Here is a 21,213-nt window from a genome sequence, read left to right as displayed (position 1 = left end):
TTATGTCTTGAGCTATAAGAATTTATTTGTAAAAATTTATTAATAAAGTATTATTTATAAATAAAATTTATTGAGCGCTAATCTCAATTTAATAGAGAACTAATTTAACTTAGTTCCATTTGTCTATCATATTGTTTTTATATAGAGAATAAAGATGAATCGTAATTTATTTCTTTCTACTTCATTATTAGCTATTTCTACACTTTCTTTTAATGTACAAGCCGCGTTAGATAATACATTATCAGTGGGGTATGCCCAAACTTCAATTAAAGTTAATGATGATAAAATTGATGATAATCTTAAAGGGATTAACTTTAAATATAATCATGAATTTAATAATGATTGGGGAGTTATTGGATCACTGACGTATACAAAATTAACCTATAATTATTATAGTCGCTGGGGAAAAATTGGTTCAACTGAACTTGATTATATTTCATTAACGGCTGGTCCTAGCTACCGTTTTAATGACTATTTTAGTGCGTATGGTTTAATTGGGTTTGGTCATATTAATCAAGAAGATAAGTTTTATTATGATAATGATAATGATAAATTAAGTAAATCTTCTATGGCTTATGGATTAGGTTTACAAATCAATCCAATCCCAAGCGTGGCAATTGATGCATCTTATGAATATTCAAAATTAGATGGTGCAAAATTTGGTACTTGGATATTAGGCGTTGGTTACCGTTTCTAATATTAATTTAAGCCTTATTATAAAAGGTCACGTTAGGTGACCTTTTATAAATCACATCATAAAATTATAATTAATTTCTAATTTAACACTTCCTTCTAAATTTAAAGCCCTATTATTTATTTTCATTTAAGTTTAAATATCGGTTTGTCGATTTATTAAAAGATAATTTTTATTATCAATTTATAAATGACAATCTATTTATATTCTTATTTTTTTATTCGGTTATAATAAAGTGTATTTAAAAATAAATTTTATGAGGAAAATATATGCTAACTGTAGTAAAAGCAGATGCATCACATTATGACGAGATGATAGCTGTTTGGGAGTCATCGGTTAGAGCTACGCATACATTTCTATCTGAAGATATCATTTTATCGCTTAAAAAAGACATCGTAGAACAGTATTTCCCTATACTTAATACCTATATTGCGATAGATAATAATAATGTTATTCATGGGATCTTGGGTACAGCAGAAAATAAGTTAGAAATGCTATTTGTTGATGCAAATTCTAGAGGGCATGGTTGTGGTAAATTGCTTACAACTTTTGCGATAAATACATTACATGTTGATGAGTTAGATGTAAACGAGCAAAATCCTCAAGCAATTGGTTTTTATCTTTATATTGGATTTGAGCAAATAGGGCGCTCTGAAGTAGATGGGCAAGGAAATCCTTTTCCCTTATTACATCTAAGGTTAAATAAAAATAAGTATAAATACTAATCAAAGAGATATTAAAGTTCTAAAATAGAAGAGGGAATTAAAAAATTCCTTCTATTTATCTTATATGAATAATAATTATCCACTTAATTTGATTTATATCGTAATAAAGCTAATGATTTAATGAAATAATTTTTTCATAATTTAATAAAAAATATAATAGTGGAATTTTTATGAAAAAAAATCTGGGGGTCATTTTATCTCTATTCTTCCTATCTGCTTGCTCTGAATCACAAGAAAATAGAGTTATTGAATACTGTATGGATACATTGAATATTTATAGTACAGTAACAAACGATCAATGCCTGTGTTTTTATAATGAAGCACGTGATAAATTTTCTTCAACTGAAATAGATCGAATGGTCAAATCACCACCAATAAAGCAAGATAGTACGCTTACAAGAGAAGGTACAATGTTTTTAACTATTGCTCATTCATCCAAATGCTTTGAGTAAATCACTCATATCAAAGATAAAAGTCAATACCACAAAATTGATAAACTCATAACCATAAATTGAATATATTAATACTGTTTTTATATACAGCATCTGGTGTGTTTATCTTTATTATGAGGAAATTATGTCAAAACTACGTTTATCTTACCCAAAGCTCAGTCCTGAAGCTTATGCTGGTTTAATTCAATGCAAAACAGCATTAGAAAGTTGTTCACTTGATACTTCTTTGATTGAGCTTGTTTATTTAAGAGTATCTCAAATAAATGGGTGTGCTTTTTGTCTCGAAATGCATAATACTTCACTACGTAAACAAAATGTTGTTCAAAATAAATTAGACGCATTAAATGGTTGGCAAGTGAGTGAGCGTTTTACAGATAAAGAACGCACCGCATTATTGTGGGCCGAAGCTGTAACTCTGATCTCTGCTAAGAGTACGAGTGATGAAATTTACCAGCAAGTCAGCGTTTATTTTACAGATACAGAAATGAGTGATTTAACATTGGCGATTGGTTTGATGAATGCCTTTAATCGTATTGCGGTGAGTCTACGCCAGTAATAATGTTTATTTACGTAAATAGGGTGATAAAAGAAATAAATTCTAGGAGAAAAAAAAGCGCTTATGATAGCGCTTTCATTTTTTATATCATTATTACCAAAGATATTGCATAAAGGGTAAATAAACAAAAAGTAACGCAATGAGTATAAACAAGAAACGAAATAACATTTTTTGTGTTTTTATTGCGCCATAGAGCATGACGATAATAACTACTACGCAGACATACCAGTAAAATGCACCAAAGAAAGCTAAGGCAAAAATAGTATCAATAATAAAGTGACTTTCACTCATTTTTATTTCTCTCTGAAATAAAAAATCACCCGCTAAAATATAAGCAGGTGAAGATAAAAGTGATTATGATTTCCAAATAATATGGAACATAGGTTGTAATGGGTCGCGACTAATTAAGACACGGCCAAAAATATCATCAATATCGGAGTCAGCATCAGGTGCAAGACCAATAATCACTTCACTAAAGCGAGCAGGTGTAACAGGAAGGCCAACAATAAACTGCCAATCATTACCTAATGGAACCACTTCAGCTGCACCCCTTTCTTCAAATTGCAGGTTAAACAGTAATTGGTCTGCAACATCCAAATTATCGGCTGCTTGAGCTAAAAATAGATCATAAGCTTGTTCTAGGGCTTCATCTTCACTAATTAAGGTTGGTTCATTCATGGTAATGCCTGTCTATTGTTCCAATAATTATCGCGTTATTTGTATCGCATTTTTACTAATTTAGCACGGTTATCTGTTGCTAGTTTTTAGTAGTCATTTGATTATAACATTTCTGTTATAACAGAGGGCTAAAGAAATAGCAGATACGTTCTAATACACGATTTAAGAATGGTCGTTTTTCCCATTCATTCATGGTTAATTCTGTCGAACGAGCAATATAATCATATTGAACAATGCTTAAATCACTGCCAAAACCTTCATCATCAATAACAACAGTAATTTCAAAATTTAGCCACAAACTGCGCATATCAAGATTTACTGAACCTACCATACTGAGTTGCCCATCTACCATCACGCTTTTGGTATGTAATAAGCCATCTTCAAATTGAAAGACTTTTACACCAGCTTCGAGCATTTCTGTAAAGAATGCTCGACTTGCCCAACGTACAAGAAAAGAGTCATTGCTACGAGGCACAATAATACTTACTTCAACACCACGCATTGCAGCGGTTGAGATTGCATGCGCAAGATCGTCACTAGGCACAAAATAAGGTGTCGTGAGAACTAATTCTTTTCTCGCGGAATAAATAGCTGTAATCAAGGATTGTTGAATAAGCTCATCAGGAAATCCGGGACCCGATGCGATAACCTGTGTTGTGTGACCACTTTCTTGTTCACAAGGCATAATATTATCATCAGGCGGTGGTGGTAAGTGGCGTTCTCCGGTTTCCATTTCCCAATCAAAGGCATAAATCATACCTAAGGTAGTTGAAACAGGGCCTTCCATTCTTACCATAATATCAATCCATTGGCCGACACCAGAATCTTGCTTGAAATAACGAGGATCAACCATATTCATACTTCCGGTGTAGGAAATATAGTTATCAATTAAGACGATTTTTCGATGTTGACGCAAATCCATACGACGCAAGAAAAAACGGAATAGATTCACATGCAATGATTCGACAAACTCAATACCTGCCGCTCTCATTACATCAGGACCTTTAGTTCGAAAGAAATTCCAACTACCGGCTGAATCAACCATGATCCTACATTTTACGCCACGTTTAGCAGCTCTGATTAATGCCTCGGTGACTTCATCAACTAAACCACCTGATTGCCAAATATAAAAAACCATTTCAATGTTATCGCGTGCATTGTTAATATCACGCGTAATCGAATTGAGAGAATCTTCACAGGTGGTTAAAAGCTCAATTTTGTTACCTTTAACCCCTTTAATGCCTTGGCGTTTAGCGGTTAATTGAAAAAGAGGCGTCGCAACATCACTCGTACTTGTAGCGAAAATATGCTTACATTTTTTTAAGTCTTCAAGCCATGCAACAACAGAAGGCCACATTTGTTTAGCATGCTCAACGCGCCGTTTACCAAGATGTAATTCACCAAAGGCAAAATAAGCAATAACCCCAACTAGTGGCAGGATATAGATGATCAATAACCATGTCATGGTTGATGTGACGGGTCGTCGGTGCATTAGGACTCGAAATGTAACCCCCGCAATTAATAGCCAATAGAAGAAAAAGGTTAGCCAACTTAATACAGTATAAAATGTTGTCATAGTAGAGCTATTTTCCGTTGAAAATGAATTGCATGAATGAGCAAAAGGCAATTTACTAAAAATAGTTCATTATTTTTGTTATTTGCCGAATGTTGTTATTAAATCAGGATTATTATCTCTGTCAAATCTCTTTATTGAGAGATAAGCATTAAATAAGCAATAAGATACAACCCATTATTTATTTTTTCTTTGTGAGAAATGCTCAAAGAATGGATGAAATTTAAGCAAATCATAAATCCCCTCTTGGATCACAAAATGAACGTCTTATAATACACCACTTATTCGAAAAAATAGGTGCTGATAGCATGAGACACAGTAGGAATGAAGTTGCACGTTGGCGAATGATGAGACAGGTATTACGTAAACGTCGTCGATGGTTAGAAGGGCAATCTCGTCGTAATTTCCGAATTTATAAACTGCGTAAACTTGATACTTCTAAAAAACACAGAGCGCTTTTGTTTGTTCAACACATAGAATGGAACGCATAATTTCACCTTTTAACAGTTTATATCAATCATTTTGCTAAACCTTATTGAATATGATTGCTATTTGCATTTAAACTAGGGGCATTATTTTTTCTTTAGGTGAAATAAGATCAGTTATGCGTTGGAAGCTTTGGGTATTCATATCACTCTGCCTGCATGCCTCACTTGTTGCAGCAGCGATGTTGTATGTTGTAAAAGATGAGCCAGTTATGCCTGAGCCTATCTCTATACAAATGTTGGCATTTGCTGCAGATGAGCCTGCTGGCGAACCAGAACCTGTGGTTGAAGAGGTCACACCTCCAGAGCCTGAACCGGTTGTCGAACCTGAACCCGAACCAGAGCCTATTCCTGATGTGAAACCTGTTATCGAAAAACCAATAGAGAAAAAACCAGAACCAAAACCTAAACCTAAGCCAAAACCTGTGGACAAGCCGAAACCACCTGTTGAGCGACCACAGCCTTTAGTTGTTAATAAAGGTAACGATCTTAAAAATCTTAACCCAACGGCAAAGCCAAGTGATAAAGGTGATGAAAAACCAGTTGCAGTGGCAAGTAGCGGTGAAGGTAAAGTACCTAATGTAGTACGTCAGGGCTTACCTATATACCCACCACGTGCACGAGCTGTGGGGATAGAAGGTTCAATAAAAGTTCGTTTTGATGTTGATGTGGATGGAAGAGTCGATAATGTAGAAATTATTTCTGCTGATCCAAAAAATGTGTTTGAGCGCGAAGTAAAAAGAGCAATGCGCCAGTGGCGTTATGAAAAAATTCCTTATAAAGGAAAAGTGGTTCTCATTGAATTCAAAATGACCGGAATATCAACAAACTAGTTTTTATAAAATTAGCAGTTAAACAAGGTGATATCACTATTTGATACCCGATAAATAAAAGGCACTTATTAAAGTGCCTTTTTTAGTATTCAACTTTTAATGCTTTCACACTACGTCGTAATCGAATTGTCGTAATGGCGTTTTTATTCCATTGTACTTGTTAGCGTGAAGTGTGCTTTACCTTCAGGTAAGCGACGAGCTGAATTGTTCTCATCGACGGCAACATAGGTAAATACGGCCTCTGTTGCACGATAGCGTTGGCCTACAGGTTCTGTGGCGACTTTCTTAACCCAGACTTCAATATTAACAGTAATTGAAGAGTTACCTGTTTTTAAGCAACGCGCATAGCAACAGACGACATCGCCAACAGCAACAGGTTTAAGAAAGGTAATGCCTGTTACGCTTACAGTAACGACACGACCTAACGCAATTTCTTTTGCTAAAATTGCACCACCAATGTCCATTTGAGACATTAACCAGCCACCGAAAATATCACCATTGGCGTTAGTATCAGCAGGCATGGCAAGGGTGCGTAAAACGAGCTCACCATTAGGCAAAGATTGTTGTTCAGTCATGGGAAATATAATATTTATAAAATGTTGAAACTAAGGAGATATCTACGCATCAATTTAAAGTCAAATTATGACGAGCACATATCTCCCAATAAAATAAAATGATCATTCCGATTTAGTATGAACATCGTGTGATGTCGATTTAGATGCTTGTTTTGACATATCATCTGATAATACGTGTTCACCATTTTTTGTGTTTTCTTCTTCAGTTTGTTCTTCTGGTAAACGATTATTCCAGATATAAACCACACTGGCGATAGTAAAGATAAAGGTCAAAATGGTTAAACCGAAGACTTTAAAATTAACCCAAGTTTCTTCTGGTAAAGAGAATGCCACGTAGATATTACCTAAGGCACAAGCAAAAAAGAAAATCACCCAAGCTATATTTACTTTTTTCCAATTAGCCGGTGGCATAGCAAGCTCTTTGCCTAACATTCTTTCCATTAGCGTTTTTGGTGTAAATAACTGCATACCAATTAAAACGATGGCAAAAATGGCATAAATAGCCGTCACTTTCCATTTAATAAAATCAGCAGAATGGAAGAAGATAGTTAATGAGCCAAAAATAGTGACAACAATAGCCGTAATGAGTGGTGCTTTTTCAACTTTATGGAAAATAAGCCACGTCAAGCCGACTGAAATCCACGTCGCGACAATTAATGCACCTGAAGCATAGAAAATATCTTGCCATTTATAGAAGATAAAAAACACTAATAGTGGAGCGAAATCAAGTAATTGCTTAAGCCAGCCATTTTTCATAACAAATAGGAACCTATGGTAATTAAATTCATAAACTAAGCTATTCTAATGCAAAGCGACATAAAATGGGTAAACAATTGCATATCTTTAATTATGAAGTGCTGATTTATATAAAAAACACTGTTTTCCTCTGAAATAACTTAATGAAAAATCAACATAATTGTATTTAGAGAGAGTTAAAATTAAAGCTTGAATTATGAAAGAGGATTTAAATATCACTCTAGTATATGATTCAGTAGCTCATCAACATTATTGCCACTTTTTGATGAATGCATAAATAAAAAAGTATTTCTGATAAGAGGAAATCAATGAACGGAAAAAGAATAATAAAATGGATGCCAGGATTAGGCTTATTATTTAATTATAAGCGTGATTATTTTGGCTATGACTTAAAAGCAGGGCTTTCTGTTGCTGCCGTTGCATTGCCTGTTGCAATTGCTTATACCGAATTATTAGGGATTAACGCGATTGTTGGATTATATGCCTGTATTTTTCCGATGATTATTTATGCGTTATTTGGCACATCGCGTCAGCTAATTACAGGGCCTGATGCAGCAACTTGTGCAGTTATTGCCGCCGCTGTTATTCCATTATCAGCTGGTGATGAGAATGCTAGATGGCAACTTGCGATTATTATGACGGCAATGACGGGGTTTTGGTGTATTTTAGCTAGCCATTTTCGGTTAGGGGCTTTTACTGACTTTCTGTCTCGGCCTATTTTGCAAGGGCTTTTAAATGGTGTTGCGATCACCATTATGGTTGGACAGATCAGTAAAGTATTTGGTTTTGATACCTCTCCCGATCACCTAATTGAAAAATTAATTGAAGTTCCGTTTCGATTAATGGATGCACATTTACCCACCCTGTTAATGTCTGCGATAACATTAGCATTATTATTAGGTATTCGTTATTTTCGTAGTCGATGGCCTGCTCCCTTAATTGCTATGGTCGTGATGACTTATTTAAGTTGGCAATTTGATTTAGCAAGCTTTGGTATTGCTATCGTAGATAAAGATGCAGGAAATGTTGATCTATTTTTACCTGTTGTATCCATGGCAGGATTTCATCCTGGTGTCTTGCGAGAATTGTTAGTTCCATCTATAAACTTGGCGGTTATTAGCTTCGTTAGTTTTATGATGACCGCCCGTAGCTTTGCCAGTAAGAACGGTTATGATGTCGATGCAGACCAAGAGTTAAAAGCGTTAGGTATTGCAAATATTGCATCGGCTTTGTCTCAAGGATTTGCGGTAAGTGCAGCAAGTAGCCGTACTGCAGTCAATGATTCTGTCGGTGGTAAAACGCAGTTAGTTTCTATTATTGCAGCGTTGGTGATTTTGCTTGTGTTGTTATTTATGACCGATTTTCTCGCCTATATTCCATTATCTTCACTAGGAATAGTATTAATTGTTTCTTCATGGTCTTTACTGAGTATCCGTCATATTTGGTCTTATCGTAAGCGTAATAAACAAGCATTTACATTGGCATCTTTTACATTATTAGCCGTGTTATTGGCAGGGCTAATTAATGGTATCGGCTTTGCCGTTTTATTAGGTTTGCTACAATTTTTACGTATTGTTTTTCGACCGAGCGATCAATTATTGGGCGTTGATGAACAGGGTATGGTTCACTCAATGAATAAAGACAATGGTATTGAGCCTATTGATGGTTTAATGATGTACCGGTTTAATTCACCGCTGACTTATTTTAATGTGGGTTATTTTAAAAAACGGGTACTTCAGCTTGTTGATAGCGCACCTCAACGACCAGCATGGTTAGCGGTAGATGCGGCTGTAAGCTTTACTTATGACGATGTTAGCGTGTTTGCTGCTATTGATGAGTTAATACGCGAGTTGCGAATAAAAGGCGTGAAATTGGTTTTAGCTGGCCGTAGAACAGAATTAAATCGTTGGATTGAACGTAACAAAATTTCGCTCAATGAAGATGATTTAATTATTGCCCCCGACCTCTATTTTGTGATCCGACTGTATCAAAGCCGACAGCAAATTAAAGAGAAGCAAAAAGAAGCAAGAAAAGAGGCTCTAAAACAAGAAGCTGAGGATAACGAAGCGTTGATATCAGAAGGGCATACATCAACACGTTAAGTATACTGGTTAAGTTTTACGAGTGGTGATGAATAAAAAGTAAAATCCCGTGATAAGTCGTTAGCTTATACACGGGATTTTTTATCGGTAAATTTTGTGAGTAGTTGTATATTGAATAAATTAACGCGTTTGTTGTGTCGTGTATTTGTTCTCAACCAACATAAACAAACGAAATAGGTAAATAATCATCCACGCTGAAGCCATATTTTTCAGAAGATAGAATAAGAAATTATGGACAAGACCAGGCAGTTGGATCGTAAGATTACTCACAAAACCAATACCAAACTGCAATAAGATCCAAATGCCTAAAGCAGGAATAAGTGAACCAGATTCGCTAAACCCAATTTTCCAACCTAAACGTATTGCACTTCCCATATTTTGTTGGCGCACTAAAACAACCGGTGCTAATGCAAAACCGATGAGTAAAATGATGCCAGGAATAATCATCACCATAAAACCGGCGCTAATTAAAATAGAGCACAGGACAATCAGTAAAAACATTTTGGGTAAGCGAGGTAAACAGGCATTAAATGTTTGTCCTAGGGTGACATTGTGACCCGCAGAGATTGCCATGGCGAACATCAATAAGGTAAGAACCAAGATGCTTTGCTGTAATGTTTCAAATGCATACAGTGATAACACTTTTTTGGCAATACCCACGACACTGTTTGACATTGCTTCTAACTCGGCAGGAGAAGCAGAAGAAAGCTGTGTATTTTTAAAATTAGCCACAAATTCAATCATCAATTGATACTCTTGAGGATTAGGGCCAATTAAGACATGAACTATCGCTAAAACAATAGCAAGGATAGCGGAAAGGGTAACAATGCTACGTCGTTCATTCTTATAAAAATTCAGACTGTCTCGGTAGATTGTGCGTGCCGTGGTAGGCATGAAACTGCTCCTATAAAAATAGACTGTGTCAATGCGCGCTATTGTACCTTTTACAACAGCAAAAAGGGATATTTTCTATCAAACCGCTTACTAAGCTTATTTCTTGATACTCATAGTCGCTGTACATTCATTATTTAAATAAAAATAAACATTATATTAACACAAAAACAACCTTATTTTTAAATATGTCTTTTTAGGATGTTTTTTATTCAAAAAATATTGCTAACAATAAAATTAATTATAAGAAAAAATTGTATTAATGGGTAATTTGATGTGGATCAATTATAAATAATTGTATTGATAAATAATAAAAAGAGAAATAACACTTTCTGCAAAAATAATTCCAAAGTTGTGATCGGTATTAGATCATAATTATCAATAAATGGTTATATTTTTAGCGGAGATTTTACTTATTACAGGAATGGGTTAAATAATGAAAAAACTTTCTGCGCTTATTTTAGCGGCTGCAACTCTTGCGCCTTCTATTTCTTTCGCTCACCAAGCGGGTGATTTCTTATTCCGTGCAGGTACTGCAACTGTTCGCCCTAATGCAGGCTCTGATGCAATATTAGGTGGCGACCATTTTGGAGTAAATAATAATACCCAATTGGGTTTAACCTTTGGGTATATGATCACCGATAATATTGGTGTTGAATTATTAGCAGCAACACCTTTTGAGCATAAAATTTCATTAAGTGGAGTGGGTGAAATTGCAAAAGTTAAACATTTACCACCAACATTAATGGCTCAATATTACTTCGGTAATGGTGAAGATAAACTACGTCCTTATTTAGGTGCAGGTCTTAACTTTACCACGTTCTTTGATGAAAAATTCAATAATAATCCAGCAGTAGATGATTTAGGCTTAAATGGGCTTGACCTTAAGGATTCATGGGGCTTTGCAGCACAGGCTGGTTTAGATTATAACCTCGATAAAAACTGGATGCTGAATGCGTCTGTTTGGTGGATGAACATCGAAACAAAAGCAAGATTCAATAGTGAAGTTGCTAATAAAGACTTTGATGTTAAAACACGCTTAGACCCATTTGTATTTATGTTTGGTGTGGGCTACCGTTTCTAATTATTCTTTCTTTAAAAGAATATCTCATAATGAAAAGCGAAGTTTATCTTCGCTTTTTTTATGATTTAAATTTACAATGCAATTCTCATTTTTAGATAATCAAAAAATACTATTTTATTATTAATACTTAAAATAAGAGTCGTTTTTAAATAATATTAAATAAATAAAGATGTATTTAAAAAGAAACATTTAATATTTAAATGCTTTTTAAGATGTATTTTGTATGCATCTTAAAGTTTTGCTATTAATAAAATGAAAATTATTTATTTTTATTTATTAGTAATAAATAATACTGTAATCGATAAAACTTAGTGTTTTATAGGTGTATTTAAAATATACCTTTATATTTGGTTTTAGTAAAAGTGCTTTATCTATCAATGGATAGATAAAATTAATAGAGAAATAAAAGGGGTTAATAAGGTGTCATACTGATAATAACTGACAGGTTAGTTTCTGAACGCAAAATGATTAGGTATTCTTTTGTTTTGCTCTTTTTATGAGCTATTTTTAGAGAGAGGTAAAAACAGGCTATTTTTGATTGATCTGAGTTTTTGCAAAATTTGATCTGCATTATGATAAACCGTACAAATAAACATAGACTCATAAATGAAAAAAGACCACCGGGGTGGTCTAAAAAGTAAAGCTAAAGGAAGACTAGAATAAAAAGGAGATCAGCGAACAACCATTGAGTTAATAACGCCTTTTACACCTGTAACTTTGCGTGTTGTTTCAATGGCTCGATTAGCATCCGCTTGAGAAGAGACGAAACCACTTAATTGAACTTTACCTTTAAAAGTTTCAACACTAATTTGTGTTGAATTAAGATTTTTTTCACCGATTAGTGCTGTTTTAACTTTGGTGGTGATCACGGAGTCATCAAAATAACCCCCAGTACCTTCTGACGTTGCAGTTGGAGAACATGCAGACAACGTAAATGCCATCAGTAATGCTGCCATCACAGCAGAGATTTTTGCCCATAGTTTCATTATCAAACTCCTTATACATTGCGTAATTGATTGAGTATTTTTGAAAAAAAAACATAAAGCACTTTATAAAGTATGTGCAAAAAATAAAATATTGCCAAATTTTTTATAGATATTGATTATGTTACTTTAAATGGAAAAAAAGAGAGATTAAGCCATTTCATGCGGGCTAAGCCCCAAAATAGGCCTTCAAAAGCGTGAGTCAATAAATGATGAATTAAGAGTAATCCGCTTAGAAAAATAGTAAACTATTCTCCTAAAGCGGATTGAATATGATAGTTAAGCGAGTGTAGCTGCTTTCATTTCTTTGACAAATTGAGTAAGTGCTTTAAGCATCACTTCAGGCTGATGAAGATTTTTCTCAATAATTTGTACAACGGCAGATCCTGAAATAGCACCTGCAGCACCATTTGCAATAGCCTCTTTGACTTGTTTTGGCTCTGAAATACCAAATCCTTGTAATGCAGGTGGTGCATGATAAGTTTTTAATTTATCAGTAAGGTGCGTTAGCGATTGTTGAGCACGTTTATCTGTTCCTGTTACGCCCGCTCTTGAGAGTAAATAGGTATAGCCTTTACCTGAGATGGCTAATTCTTGTAGAAGCTCATCATCAGCATTAGGCGGGCAAATAAAGATAGGATCGATATTCGCTCGCTGAGCAGCTTCACGGAACTCTTTTGATTCACGTAAAGGTACATCACCAATTAAGACAGAATCGACACCCGCTTGTTGGCATTTATCATAAAAGTTATCAATACCATTACTAAAAACAAGGTTGGCATAAACTAATAGACCAATAGGAATATTAGGATATTTCTTACGTACATTGGTTAATAGAGCAAAGCAATCAGTGGGTGTTACACCAACATTGAGAGCACGTAAATTAGCACCTTGAATAGTAGGACCATCTGCAAGAGGATCTGAAAAGGGAATACCAATCTCTAAAGCATCTGCGCCACCTTCAATTAATGCATCAATAATTTGTAATGACAGTTCAGGAGACGGATCACCTAATGTTACAAAGGGAACAAATGCACCTTGTTGTTTTTGTGTCAATGTATCAAAGCAGTTTTGATAACGGCTCATTAGATTTCTCCTCTCGCTGCTAAAATGTCGTTTACAGTAAAAATGTCTTTATCGCCACGTCCTGATAAGTTCACAATCAACAATTGCTCTTTATCAGGATTTTGTGCAATTAATTTAAGTGCGTAAGCTAGAGCATGAGAAGATTCTAATGCTGGAATAATCCCTTCTCGGCGAGAAAGTGCTTTAAATGCTTCTATTGCTTCATCATCGGTAACTGAAACATAATCGGCACGACCAATACTATTTAAATGTGCGTGTTGTGGCCCAACTGATGGGAAATCAAGACCCGCTGAAATTGAATAAGATTCTTCAATTTGTCCTTCATCTGTTTGCATAATAGGGGATTTCATCCCAAAATAGATCCCTAATTTACCGTGTTTCAGTGGTGCGCCATGTTCACCTGTTTCAATACCTTTCCCCGCAGGTTCAACACCAATCAATTGCACTGATGTTTCAGGAATAAATGAAGCAAATAAACCGATAGCGTTAGAACCTCCGCCAATACAAGCGATAGCAGCATCAGGTAGACGACCTTCACGCTCTAGAATTTGTGTTTTGGCTTCATCACCAATCATACGTTGAAACTCACGGACAATTGTTGGATAAGGGTGAGGACCTGCTGCAGTTCCTAATAAGTAGTGCGCGCGATCGTAACAACCAGACCAGTCACGCAATGCCTCATTACAGGCATCTTTTAAGGTAGATGAACCACTATGAACGGGAATAACTTCAGCCCCCATTAAACGCATACGAAAGACGTTAGGGGATTGACGTTCAACGTCTTTTGCACCCATGTAGATGCGACATTTCATATTGAGCAGTGCACAAGCTAAAGCGGTTGCGACACCATGTTGACCAGCCCCCGTTTCTGCAATAATTTCGGTTTTACCCATACGTTTCGCCAGTAATGCTTGACCTAATACTTGGTTAGTTTTATGAGCGCCACCATGCAATAAATCTTCGCGTTTTAGATATAAACGAGTTCGCGTGCCTTCTGTTAAATTACGGCAAAGGGTTAATGCTGTTGGTCTACCTGCATAATTTTTTAGTAAATCTTGGAATTCTTGCTGAAATGACGGATCGTTTTGTGCATCAATAAAAGCTTGTTCGAGTTGATCCAATGCTGGAATTAAGATTTCAGGTACATATTGGCCACCAAATTCACCAAAGTAGGGGTTAAGTTTTCTCATTGTGATGTCATCCTGTTTAAAATTTTATCTTTATGAAATTTAGTTTTGTTGTAATTGTGCAAATACTTGGTTCAGACGTTGCGCATCTTTTATGCCAGGAGCCGATTCTACTCCGGAGTTAAAATCAAGCCCGACACAGCCTGTTTTAACCGCATCTAAACAGTTTTCACTGTTAAGACCACCTGCAAGTAATGCTTTTTCACGTAATGTGTTTGAAATTTTTCGCCAATTAAACGTTGTTCCTGTGCCACCAGTGCCGTTATCAAGTACATATTTATCAACGTGTGAAACGGGAGGAGTATCACTATGGATTGCCATATTTATTGCTTGCCAAATCTCACAGCTAGGTTGAATTTTTTGTCTAAGTTGCTCAATAAACTGAGCATCTTCTTGTCCGTGTAATTGAATGGCAGATAAATTAAGTTTTTCAGCATAGTCACAAATAAGTGTAATGGGTTGGTTTTGAAAAACACCAACAAATGCTAAGGGGGCTTGTGTTATCAATTCTTGCGCTTGTGACAATGTCACTTTACGAGGGGATTTCTCTGCGAAAATTAATCCTGCATAATAAGCACCTGCTTGATAAACCGCTTTTACATCTTGTGTACGAGTTAACCCGCACACTTTATGCTTTCCCAAAACTAGCGCTCTCACGGCTTGGTCAATATTTTCTTGTGACATTAAGGCGCTACCTACCAGAAAACCATTAGCATATTGGCTTAACTCTTGGACTTGCTGGTGGGTATGAATACCAGATTCGCTGATCACGATTGCATCTTTAGGTAGTCCTTGGCTTAATTGCTGAGTACGTGCTAAATCAATAGAAAGGTCACGTAAATCGCGATTATTAATACCAATAACTTTGGCATTAAGCTTAATTGCTCGCTGACGCTCTTCTTCTGTGCTGACTTCGGTCAATACACCCATATTTAATTGATGAGCAACCGTTGATAGCGCACGATATTGCTCATCATCTAAGACAGAGAGCATTAATAAAATAGCATCTGCTTGATAAAAACGTGCTAAATAGATTTGGTATTCATCAATAATAAAATCTTTGCACAAAACGGGCTGATGTACGGCTTGGCTGACTTGACGTAAATAATCAAAGCTTCCTTGAAAATACTTTTCATCGGTTAATACTGAAATAGCCGTAGCATAAGGCTGATAAACTTTTGCAATTGAAGCGGGATCAAAATCAGCACGAATTAATCCTTTTGAGGGCGACGCTTTTTTACACTCTAAAATAAAAACAGGATTAGGCTGAGTTAATGCCTGATAAAACGATCGCATTGATGGCACTATTTGATGCACAAATTCTGATAATGGTTGACTTGCTTTACGTGCAATCAGATATTCAATTTTATCTTTTACAATGGCGTTTAATACAGTCATGTTTTTATCCTCTTGCTGCTAATGCAGTTACACGATTTATTGCTTTACCGCTATAAATGGCGTGCATAGCAATTTCAGTATTTATTTTTAAATCTTCTTGCCCATGTAAACGCATTAATAAAGCGACATTAGCTGCGACAGATTCGGTATGTGCTCTTTTTCCTTCACCTTGTAATAAGTCTGCCAATAATTGACGGTTAACTTCAGGTGTACCGCCTTCTAAATCGGCCATTGCGCAAGGACGAAGACCAAAATCACTTGGTGTGAGTTCATAATGTGTAATTTCACCATTACGTAACTCAGCTACTTGAGTCGGTGCATGTAACGACACTTCATCCATACCGCCACTGTGTACTACGGCGGCACGTTCATAACCCAATACTTTTAGTGTGTCTGCAATAGGCATTAATAGCTCAGGGCTATAAACACCAATTAATGCTAATGGTGGGCGAGCTGGATTAATTAAGGGACCTAATACGTTAAATAAGGTGCGTGTTTTTAGTTGTTGGCGTACAGGGGCTGCAAAACGAAAACCACTGTGATACTGCGGTGCAAATAAAAAGCAAAGTCCCACTTCATCTAATAATTGACGAGCATCATCTGCACTTCTATCTAATGGAATACCAAAAGCAGCGAGTAAGTCTGATGAGCCAGAGCGACTAGATACGCTACGATTGCCGTGTTTGGCAACTTTAATACCAACTTCTGCCGCTACGAATGCGCTAGCGGTTGAGATGTTGATGCTGTTCGCGCCGTCGCCACCTGTGCCAACAATATCGCAAAAAGTGTAATCAGGACGAGGAAATGGCAGTGCATTTTCAAGTAATGCTCGTACAGCACCTGCGATTTCTTGTGGATGTTCACCTCGCATTTTCATGCTAATTAATACAGCGGCTAATTGTGATTCGGTTAATTCACCACGGATAATCGCGCTAAACAGGGTTTGGCTTTCTTCTAATGTTAACTGCTGCGCGCTAAATAATTTGTTGAAGATAGTTTCCATTTTATGCGTCTCCTTTAGGAGTTAATGCCCATGCGATTGTTTGTTCTAAAAGTTGTGCGCCTTTGGTGGTTAAAATTGATTCTGGGTGAAACTGAAAACCACAAGTTTTATGTTGACGGTGGCGCACCGCCATAACAGTGTTATCGCACCACGCATTAATAATGAGTTGTTCTGGAACGTGTTCTCCTGAAAGCGAATGATAACGCGCAACGGGTAAAGGGTTAGGTAAATTCACAAACATTTCGCTGTTATCATGTTTAGCTAATGTCGCTTTACCGTGTAAGATCTCTCCACATGAAGAGACTTTGCCACCATAAGCTTCAATGATGGCCTGATGACCTAAACAGATGCCAATAACAGGTAATGTGCCTAATACACGCTTTAACAGTTCAGGCATACAACCCGCTTGTGAAGGTGCGCCTGGTCCTGGAGATAACAGTAAAATGGGGTTATCTAGTTCATGTAATTTTTGTTCAATAAAATCAGCAGTTACATTATTGCGATAAATGACAACTGTATTACCGAGGCTACGCAGTTGATCGACAAGGTTGTAGGTAAAAGAGTCGATGTTATCAAGAAGTAAGATAGTTGCCATTAGCAAGCCTCCTGCATTTGTACTTCTGTGTGAGCTTGTAAAATGGCATTGATTACGGCTTGCGATTTATTGCGCGTCTCTTCTGCTTCCATTTTGGGATCTGAATCAAGCACAATTCCAGCACCAACTTGGATCGTTGCAATATTATTTTCAACATAAGCAGAGCGAATAACTATGCAAGTATCAAAATCACCCGAACCAGTAAAATAACCAATGGCTCCACCATAGCTACCACGTTTCGTTTTTTCATAACGAGCAATTAATTGCATAGCACTGACTTTAGGGGCGCCTGATAGGGTTCCCATATTCATACACGCTTGGTAAGCATGGAAAATATCTAAATCATCACGTAATTTTCCAACCACTCTTGATACTAAGTGCATCACAAAAGCATAACGGTCAACTTTTGTTAACTCCGCAACATAGCGACTACCAGCTTGGCAAATGCGTGCTAAATCATTACGCGCTAAATCAACTAACATTAAATGTTCTGAAAGTTCTTTAGTGTCAGTACGCATTTCTAGCTCAATACGACTGTCTAAATCTGCATTAATTGAACCATCAGCATTGCGTCCTCTAGGACGAGTTCCTGCAATAGGGTAAATTTCAATTTGGCGATCACTGGTTTGATATTTCAGTGCACTTTCTGGTGATGCACCAAAAACAGTGAATAGAGCATCTTGCATATAAAATAGATACGGGCTTGGGTTTTTCTGTTTTAACACTTGATAGGCGGCCAGTGGTGAAGGGCAAGCGACTTGAAAACGACGTGATGGCACGACTTGGAAAATATCACCACGACGAATATAGGTTTTCATTGCCTCCACGATATCACCATAGCCTTTATCGTCCATATTGGCGTGTATTGTTGACTCTTCTGCTGTTAAAGCGCGACGAATAGGGTGTTTTAATGGTTGTTTAGCCTGAGAAATTAACTCGGTTTGTCGTAAAGCGAGACGTTGGCATTCTGTTTCATCATCAGTAAATGCAATGGAAACCAACTGACTATCTTTGTTTTGATGGTCGATCACAATTAATTGTTCGGCTAAATAAAAGCAATAATCAGGACAAGAGAAATCGCTTTCTAATTCAGAAATAGATTCAAATCCGCAGACTAAGTCATACGCAAATAAGCCACCAACAAAGATAAAGTTTGCATCTTTAGTGTCTTTATGAACAAGAAAGAAACGTAACGCATCAAATACGCTAGCTGATTTTAATTTGCTTTCTTCATCTGTCTGTTGTGAAGGCGTTGTAAAAGTAAAAATACACTGTTTATCGTTCTCTAACGTTAAATCCGCTTTTTCTTTTAGTGCGATTTTTAATGGGGGCAATAATGCCTGCCCATTAACGCTTAATGCATCAATAGTGACTTGGTTTTTTACTGCACTGATGCGTAATGCACTATCAACAATTAATAAGCTTTTTAAGTTTGCCTTAGTGTCGATTTGTGCAGATTCTAACAATAATGTGTAATGTTGATTTTCACATAATGTATTGAAAAGCAAAGCAGGTTCGCTGTGATAAGGCAGTGGCGTTGCCTTGGTGTTAAATGAGAATGCAAGTGATGTATTCATTGTTATCGCTCTATATTATTTTCTTTATTTACTGTTTTTAAAGCATAAAAAAACCCGCGTAGGCGGGTTTTAGATATCACTGACGTTAAGCAGGAGATCAAACCGCCCATAAAAGAGTGTTGCGCCACCAAAGAGCGATAAGATGTTGATTGATATTCATAAGATCTCCTTACAGCTAACGACAAAAAAATGGAAAGTGAACTAGCTCGTATTGCGTACTAGTAAACTGGATTACGTTAGGTTCGTCAAGTACTTTATGGCATACTCTTTAAAAATTATTATCTTGCTAAGGTGAAAAGGGAGACGTGATGACTGAAGGGCTATCTGATTTAAGAGTGATTTATGATTTACACAGCCACACTACCGCGTCAGATGGCGAGCTTTCACCAGAAGAATTGGTTGATAGAGCGATAGAGCGTCAAATTAATGTGTTAGCGATTACGGATCACGATACCACAGCGGCAATTGCACCTGCTAAGTATTATATTACAGAAAAAAATCTACCTCTTACCCTGATATCAGGTGTTGAAATATCGACTTTGTGGGAGAATATAGAAATCCATATTGTTGGATTAAATATGGATATCGATCATAACGCGATCAAATCGCTCCTTTCATCACAAAGCCAATGTCGTGAAACACGTGCGATAATGATCGGTGAGCGATTAGAAAAAGCTGGTATTGCCAATGCTTTTGAAGGCGCTAAAGCGCTAGCGCATAGTGGGCAAGTAACAAGAGGGCATTTTGCCCGCTTTTTAGTAAATGACGGGCATGTTGCCTCAGTTAATAAAGTATTTAAACGTTATTTAGCGAAAGGAAAAACAGGCTATGTACCCCCGCAATGGTGTTCAATAGGTGACGCTGTCACAGCAATTCATGCTGCTGGTGGTGTTGCGGTATTAGCACATCCGGGCCGATATGGTCTATCTTCTAAATGGTTAAAACGTTTAACACTTTATTTTAAACAACAAGGTGGTGATGCAATCGAAGTGGCACAATGCCAACAACCACCACAAGAACGGGAACAACACGCGGCATTAGCTCAATCTTATGGGTTAAAAGCTTCGTTAGGTTCTGATTTTCATCGTCCTTGCTCGTGGATAGAGTTGGGGCGTAATTTATGGTTACCCGGTGGCGTTGAACCAGTTTGGTCGCTATGGCAGGAGTAACATCAGAAATTCGTTGAGGGATGTATGAGCCAACTTTTTTATATTCACCCTGATAATCCGCAGGCTCGTTTAATTGAACAAAGTGCTGATATTTTACGCAAAGGCGGAGTGGTGATTTATCCAACAGATTCTGGTTATGCTATTGGATGCTGTTTAGAAAATAAAGATGCAATGACGCGGATTTGTCGTATTCGTCAACTAGATAAAAACCATAATTTCACACTGATGTGTCGTGATCTGTCAGAAATCGCTAATTACGCTTATGTTGATAACGTGGTATTTCGTTTAATAAAAAATAATACTCCAGGTAATTACACCTTTATCTTAAAAGCGACTAAAGATGTACCAAAGCGTTTGATGAATGATAAACGTAAAACGATTGGCTTACGTGTTCCTTCTAACCCTATTGCATTAGCATTGTTAGAGAATATTGGTGAACCATTGATGTCAACGAGCCTGATTTTACCAGGTAATGATTTTGCAGAGTCTGATCCTGAAGAAATCAATGATTTATTAAGCAAACAAGTTGATTTAGTGATCCATGGTGGCTATTTAGGTCAAAAACCCACAACAGTAATTGATTTAACGGAAGATAGTCCAGTGATAGTCCGAGAAGGCACTGGAGATATTACCCCATTTCAGTAGATGATTTGGTCGATTAAATTAAATATCGATTCGATAGAGGCATAGTGAAGAAATTTATCGAGAGATAAAAAGATAAAAGGTGAAGGGATTTATCGCTTGTGTTAAATTTATACATTGCGATAAAAATCACGGTGCTTGTTTTTAAAATCGGTTATGTCAATGAACG

22 protein-coding genes and 1 pseudogene are annotated in these 21,213 nt (G+C 36.5%); 10 read left to right on the top strand and 13 right to left on the bottom strand.

Annotation, left to right across the window (positions count from 1 at the left end; genetic code table 11):
• The first annotated feature begins 154 nt into the window (after positions 1 to 154).
• The 4 genes from JEP40_RS02735 (at position 155) to JEP40_RS02720 (ending at position 2,427) form a co-directional block, all read left to right on the top strand.
• Entirely contained in the window at positions 155 to 697 is a 543-nt protein-coding gene (locus JEP40_RS02735; protein WP_198622349.1) for an Ail/Lom family outer membrane beta-barrel protein, read from the top strand.
• Between the two features lie 266 nt (positions 698 to 963).
• Positions 964 to 1,419 carry a GNAT family N-acetyltransferase gene (locus JEP40_RS02730; RefSeq protein WP_198622348.1) on the top strand — a complete coding sequence of 152 codons (456 nt, stop codon included), beginning with the start codon at positions 964 to 966 and terminating at the stop codon, positions 1,417 to 1,419.
• 170 nt (positions 1,420 to 1,589) lie between these two features.
• Positions 1,590 to 1,871 carry a hypothetical protein gene (locus tag JEP40_RS02725; RefSeq protein WP_198622347.1) on the top strand — a complete coding sequence of 94 codons (282 nt, stop codon included), beginning with the start codon at positions 1,590 to 1,592 and terminating at the stop codon, positions 1,869 to 1,871.
• A 124-nt stretch (positions 1,872 to 1,995) separates the two neighbouring features.
• Positions 1,996 to 2,427, top strand: coding sequence for a carboxymuconolactone decarboxylase family protein (locus JEP40_RS02720; protein WP_198622346.1), 432 nt, complete (start codon positions 1,996 to 1,998; stop codon positions 2,425 to 2,427).
• Positions 2,428 to 2,520: 93 nt separating this feature from the next.
• Here the strand turns inward: JEP40_RS02720 and JEP40_RS02715 are convergent, their stop codons facing one another.
• The 3 genes from JEP40_RS02715 to cls form a co-directional block, all read right to left on the bottom strand.
• On the bottom strand, positions 2,521 to 2,718 hold the full coding sequence (locus JEP40_RS02715) for a hypothetical protein (RefSeq protein WP_198622345.1): 198 nt from the start codon (positions 2,716 to 2,718) through the stop codon (positions 2,521 to 2,523).
• A 63-nt stretch (positions 2,719 to 2,781) separates the two neighbouring features.
• Positions 2,782 to 3,111, bottom strand: a complete 330-nt coding sequence (locus JEP40_RS02710; RefSeq protein ID WP_420094335.1) for an HI1450 family dsDNA-mimic protein — start codon at positions 3,109 to 3,111, stop codon at positions 2,782 to 2,784.
• Between the two features lie 109 nt (positions 3,112 to 3,220).
• Complete coding sequence (cls, locus tag JEP40_RS02705; protein ID WP_198622343.1) at positions 3,221 to 4,681, bottom strand: cardiolipin synthase; 1,461 nt, start codon at positions 4,679 to 4,681, stop codon at positions 3,221 to 3,223.
• Between the two features lie 305 nt (positions 4,682 to 4,986).
• Between cls and JEP40_RS02700 the strand changes: the two genes are divergently transcribed.
• Positions 4,987 to 5,169: a YciY family protein gene (locus JEP40_RS02700; protein WP_198622342.1), complete on the top strand. Its 183-nt coding sequence runs from the start codon at positions 4,987 to 4,989 to the stop codon at positions 5,167 to 5,169.
• Positions 5,170 to 5,282: 113 nt separating this feature from the next.
• The gene (tonB, locus tag JEP40_RS02695) at positions 5,283 to 5,996 is read left to right on the top strand and encodes a TonB system transport protein TonB (protein WP_198622341.1); all 714 of its coding nucleotides are present in this window, start codon (positions 5,283 to 5,285) and stop codon (positions 5,994 to 5,996) included.
• Positions 5,997 to 6,139: 143 nt separating this feature from the next.
• Here tonB and yciA read toward each other — a convergent pair whose 3' ends face one another.
• Complete coding sequence (yciA, locus tag JEP40_RS02690) at positions 6,140 to 6,571, bottom strand: acyl-CoA thioester hydrolase YciA (protein ID WP_006536988.1); 432 nt, start codon at positions 6,569 to 6,571, stop codon at positions 6,140 to 6,142.
• A gap of 207 nt (positions 6,572 to 6,778) precedes the next feature.
• Positions 6,779 to 7,327 (bottom strand): annotated as a pseudogene (locus tag JEP40_RS02685) (septation protein A); the annotation flags it as partial.
• A 308-nt stretch (positions 7,328 to 7,635) separates the two neighbouring features.
• Between JEP40_RS02685 and JEP40_RS02680 the strand changes: the two are divergent.
• Positions 7,636 to 9,429, top strand: a complete 1,794-nt coding sequence (locus JEP40_RS02680; protein ID WP_198622339.1) for a SulP family inorganic anion transporter — start codon at positions 7,636 to 7,638, stop codon at positions 9,427 to 9,429.
• Between the two features lie 120 nt (positions 9,430 to 9,549).
• On the opposite strand, the gene JEP40_RS02675 is transcribed toward JEP40_RS02680, so the two are convergent.
• Positions 9,550 to 10,323: a YciC family protein gene (locus tag JEP40_RS02675; protein WP_198622338.1), complete on the bottom strand. Its 774-nt coding sequence runs from the start codon at positions 10,321 to 10,323 to the stop codon at positions 9,550 to 9,552.
• A 433-nt stretch (positions 10,324 to 10,756) separates the two neighbouring features.
• On the opposite strand from JEP40_RS02675, the gene ompW reads away from it, so the two are divergent.
• A complete protein-coding gene (ompW, locus tag JEP40_RS02670; protein WP_198622337.1) occupies positions 10,757 to 11,404 on the top strand; it encodes an outer membrane protein OmpW in 648 nt (215 codons plus the stop codon).
• A 671-nt stretch (positions 11,405 to 12,075) separates the two neighbouring features.
• On the opposite strand, the gene JEP40_RS02665 is transcribed toward ompW, so the two are convergent.
• The 7 genes from JEP40_RS02665 to JEP40_RS02635 all read right to left on the bottom strand — a co-directional run bounded on the left by JEP40_RS02665 (position 12,076) and on the right by JEP40_RS02635 (position 19,233).
• Entirely contained in the window at positions 12,076 to 12,390 is a 315-nt protein-coding gene (locus tag JEP40_RS02665) for a BON domain-containing protein (protein ID WP_036937135.1), read from the bottom strand.
• Positions 12,391 to 12,666: 276 nt separating this feature from the next.
• Complete coding sequence (gene trpA / locus JEP40_RS02660) at positions 12,667 to 13,473, bottom strand: tryptophan synthase subunit alpha (protein WP_198622336.1); 807 nt, start codon at positions 13,471 to 13,473, stop codon at positions 12,667 to 12,669.
• Positions 13,473 to 14,663: a tryptophan synthase subunit beta gene (gene trpB / locus JEP40_RS02655; RefSeq protein WP_198622335.1), complete on the bottom strand. Its 1,191-nt coding sequence runs from the start codon at positions 14,661 to 14,663 to the stop codon at positions 13,473 to 13,475. The genes trpA and trpB overlap by 1 nt, the downstream gene beginning before the upstream one ends.
• Positions 14,664 to 14,702: 39 nt before the next feature.
• Entirely contained in the window at positions 14,703 to 16,058 is a 1,356-nt protein-coding gene (gene trpCF / locus JEP40_RS02650) for a bifunctional indole-3-glycerol-phosphate synthase TrpC/phosphoribosylanthranilate isomerase TrpF (protein ID WP_198622334.1), read from the bottom strand.
• 4 nt (positions 16,059 to 16,062) lie between these two features.
• Positions 16,063 to 17,061 carry an anthranilate phosphoribosyltransferase gene (gene trpD / locus JEP40_RS02645; RefSeq protein WP_198622333.1) on the bottom strand — a complete coding sequence of 333 codons (999 nt, stop codon included), beginning with the start codon at positions 17,059 to 17,061 and terminating at the stop codon, positions 16,063 to 16,065.
• Between the two features lies 1 nt (position 17,062).
• The gene (locus JEP40_RS02640) at positions 17,063 to 17,656 is read right to left on the bottom strand and encodes an aminodeoxychorismate/anthranilate synthase component II (RefSeq protein ID WP_198622332.1); all 594 of its coding nucleotides are present in this window, start codon (positions 17,654 to 17,656) and stop codon (positions 17,063 to 17,065) included.
• Positions 17,656 to 19,233: an anthranilate synthase component 1 gene (locus JEP40_RS02635; RefSeq protein ID WP_198622331.1), complete on the bottom strand. Its 1,578-nt coding sequence runs from the start codon at positions 19,231 to 19,233 to the stop codon at positions 17,656 to 17,658. Before JEP40_RS02635 ends, JEP40_RS02640 begins: the two co-directional genes overlap by 1 nt.
• A 308-nt stretch (positions 19,234 to 19,541) precedes the next feature.
• Here JEP40_RS02635 and rnm point away from each other — a divergent pair, with 308 nt between their 5' ends.
• Together rnm and JEP40_RS02625 are read left to right on the top strand one after the other, a co-directional pair.
• Positions 19,542 to 20,402 carry an RNase RNM gene (gene rnm / locus JEP40_RS02630; RefSeq protein WP_198622330.1) on the top strand — a complete coding sequence of 287 codons (861 nt, stop codon included), beginning with the start codon at positions 19,542 to 19,544 and terminating at the stop codon, positions 20,400 to 20,402.
• A gap of 24 nt (positions 20,403 to 20,426) precedes the next feature.
• Positions 20,427 to 21,047, top strand: coding sequence for an L-threonylcarbamoyladenylate synthase (locus JEP40_RS02625; protein WP_198622329.1), 621 nt, complete (start codon positions 20,427 to 20,429; stop codon positions 21,045 to 21,047).
• Positions 21,048 to 21,213 lie beyond the last annotated feature (166 nt).

Source organism: Proteus vulgaris (assembly GCF_016239305.1).
GTDB lineage: Bacteria > Pseudomonadota > Gammaproteobacteria > Enterobacterales > Enterobacteriaceae > Proteus > Proteus vulgaris_C.
Note: the sequence above shows the minus strand (reverse complement) of the source record. Positions and strands in the feature narration are given on the sequence as shown.

Bases quoted from the DNA above. Each gene is read 5' to 3' on its own strand.
- JEP40_RS02700 (WP_198622342.1), top strand. From the start codon at position 4,987: ATGAGACACAGTAGGAATGAAGTTGCACGTTGGCGAATGATGAGACAG.
- JEP40_RS02725 (WP_198622347.1), top strand. From the start codon at position 1,590: ATGAAAAAAAATCTGGGGGTCATTTTATCTCTATTCTTCCTATCTGCT.
- rnm (WP_198622330.1), top strand. From the start codon at position 19,542: ATGACTGAAGGGCTATCTGATTTAAGAGTGATTTATGATTTACACAGC.
- tonB (WP_198622341.1), top strand. From the start codon at position 5,283: ATGCGTTGGAAGCTTTGGGTATTCATATCACTCTGCCTGCATGCCTCA.
- yciA (WP_006536988.1), bottom strand. From the start codon at position 6,571: ATGACTGAACAACAATCTTTGCCTAATGGTGAGCTCGTTTTACGCACC.
- JEP40_RS02665 (WP_036937135.1), bottom strand. From the start codon at position 12,390: ATGAAACTATGGGCAAAAATCTCTGCTGTGATGGCAGCATTACTGATG.
- JEP40_RS02635 (WP_198622331.1), bottom strand. From the start codon at position 19,233: ATGAATACATCACTTGCATTCTCATTTAACACCAAGGCAACGCCACTG.
- trpD (WP_198622333.1), bottom strand. From the start codon at position 17,061: ATGGAAACTATCTTCAACAAATTATTTAGCGCGCAGCAGTTAACATTA.
- JEP40_RS02625 (WP_198622329.1), top strand. From the start codon at position 20,427: ATGAGCCAACTTTTTTATATTCACCCTGATAATCCGCAGGCTCGTTTA.
- JEP40_RS02730 (WP_198622348.1), top strand. From the start codon at position 964: ATGCTAACTGTAGTAAAAGCAGATGCATCACATTATGACGAGATGATA.
- JEP40_RS02720 (WP_198622346.1), top strand. From the start codon at position 1,996: ATGTCAAAACTACGTTTATCTTACCCAAAGCTCAGTCCTGAAGCTTAT.
- JEP40_RS02640 (WP_198622332.1), bottom strand. From the start codon at position 17,656: ATGGCAACTATCTTACTTCTTGATAACATCGACTCTTTTACCTACAAC.
- trpA (WP_198622336.1), bottom strand. From the start codon at position 13,473: ATGAGCCGTTATCAAAACTGCTTTGATACATTGACACAAAAACAACAA.
- JEP40_RS02735 (WP_198622349.1), top strand. From the start codon at position 155: ATGAATCGTAATTTATTTCTTTCTACTTCATTATTAGCTATTTCTACA.
- ompW (WP_198622337.1), top strand. From the start codon at position 10,757: ATGAAAAAACTTTCTGCGCTTATTTTAGCGGCTGCAACTCTTGCGCCT.
- JEP40_RS02680 (WP_198622339.1), top strand. From the start codon at position 7,636: ATGAACGGAAAAAGAATAATAAAATGGATGCCAGGATTAGGCTTATTA.
- JEP40_RS02675 (WP_198622338.1), bottom strand. From the start codon at position 10,323: ATGCCTACCACGGCACGCACAATCTACCGAGACAGTCTGAATTTTTAT.
- JEP40_RS02715 (WP_198622345.1), bottom strand. From the start codon at position 2,718: ATGAGTGAAAGTCACTTTATTATTGATACTATTTTTGCCTTAGCTTTC.
- trpB (WP_198622335.1), bottom strand. From the start codon at position 14,663: ATGAGAAAACTTAACCCCTACTTTGGTGAATTTGGTGGCCAATATGTA.
- trpCF (WP_198622334.1), bottom strand. From the start codon at position 16,058: ATGACTGTATTAAACGCCATTGTAAAAGATAAAATTGAATATCTGATT.
- cls (WP_198622343.1), bottom strand. From the start codon at position 4,681: ATGACAACATTTTATACTGTATTAAGTTGGCTAACCTTTTTCTTCTAT.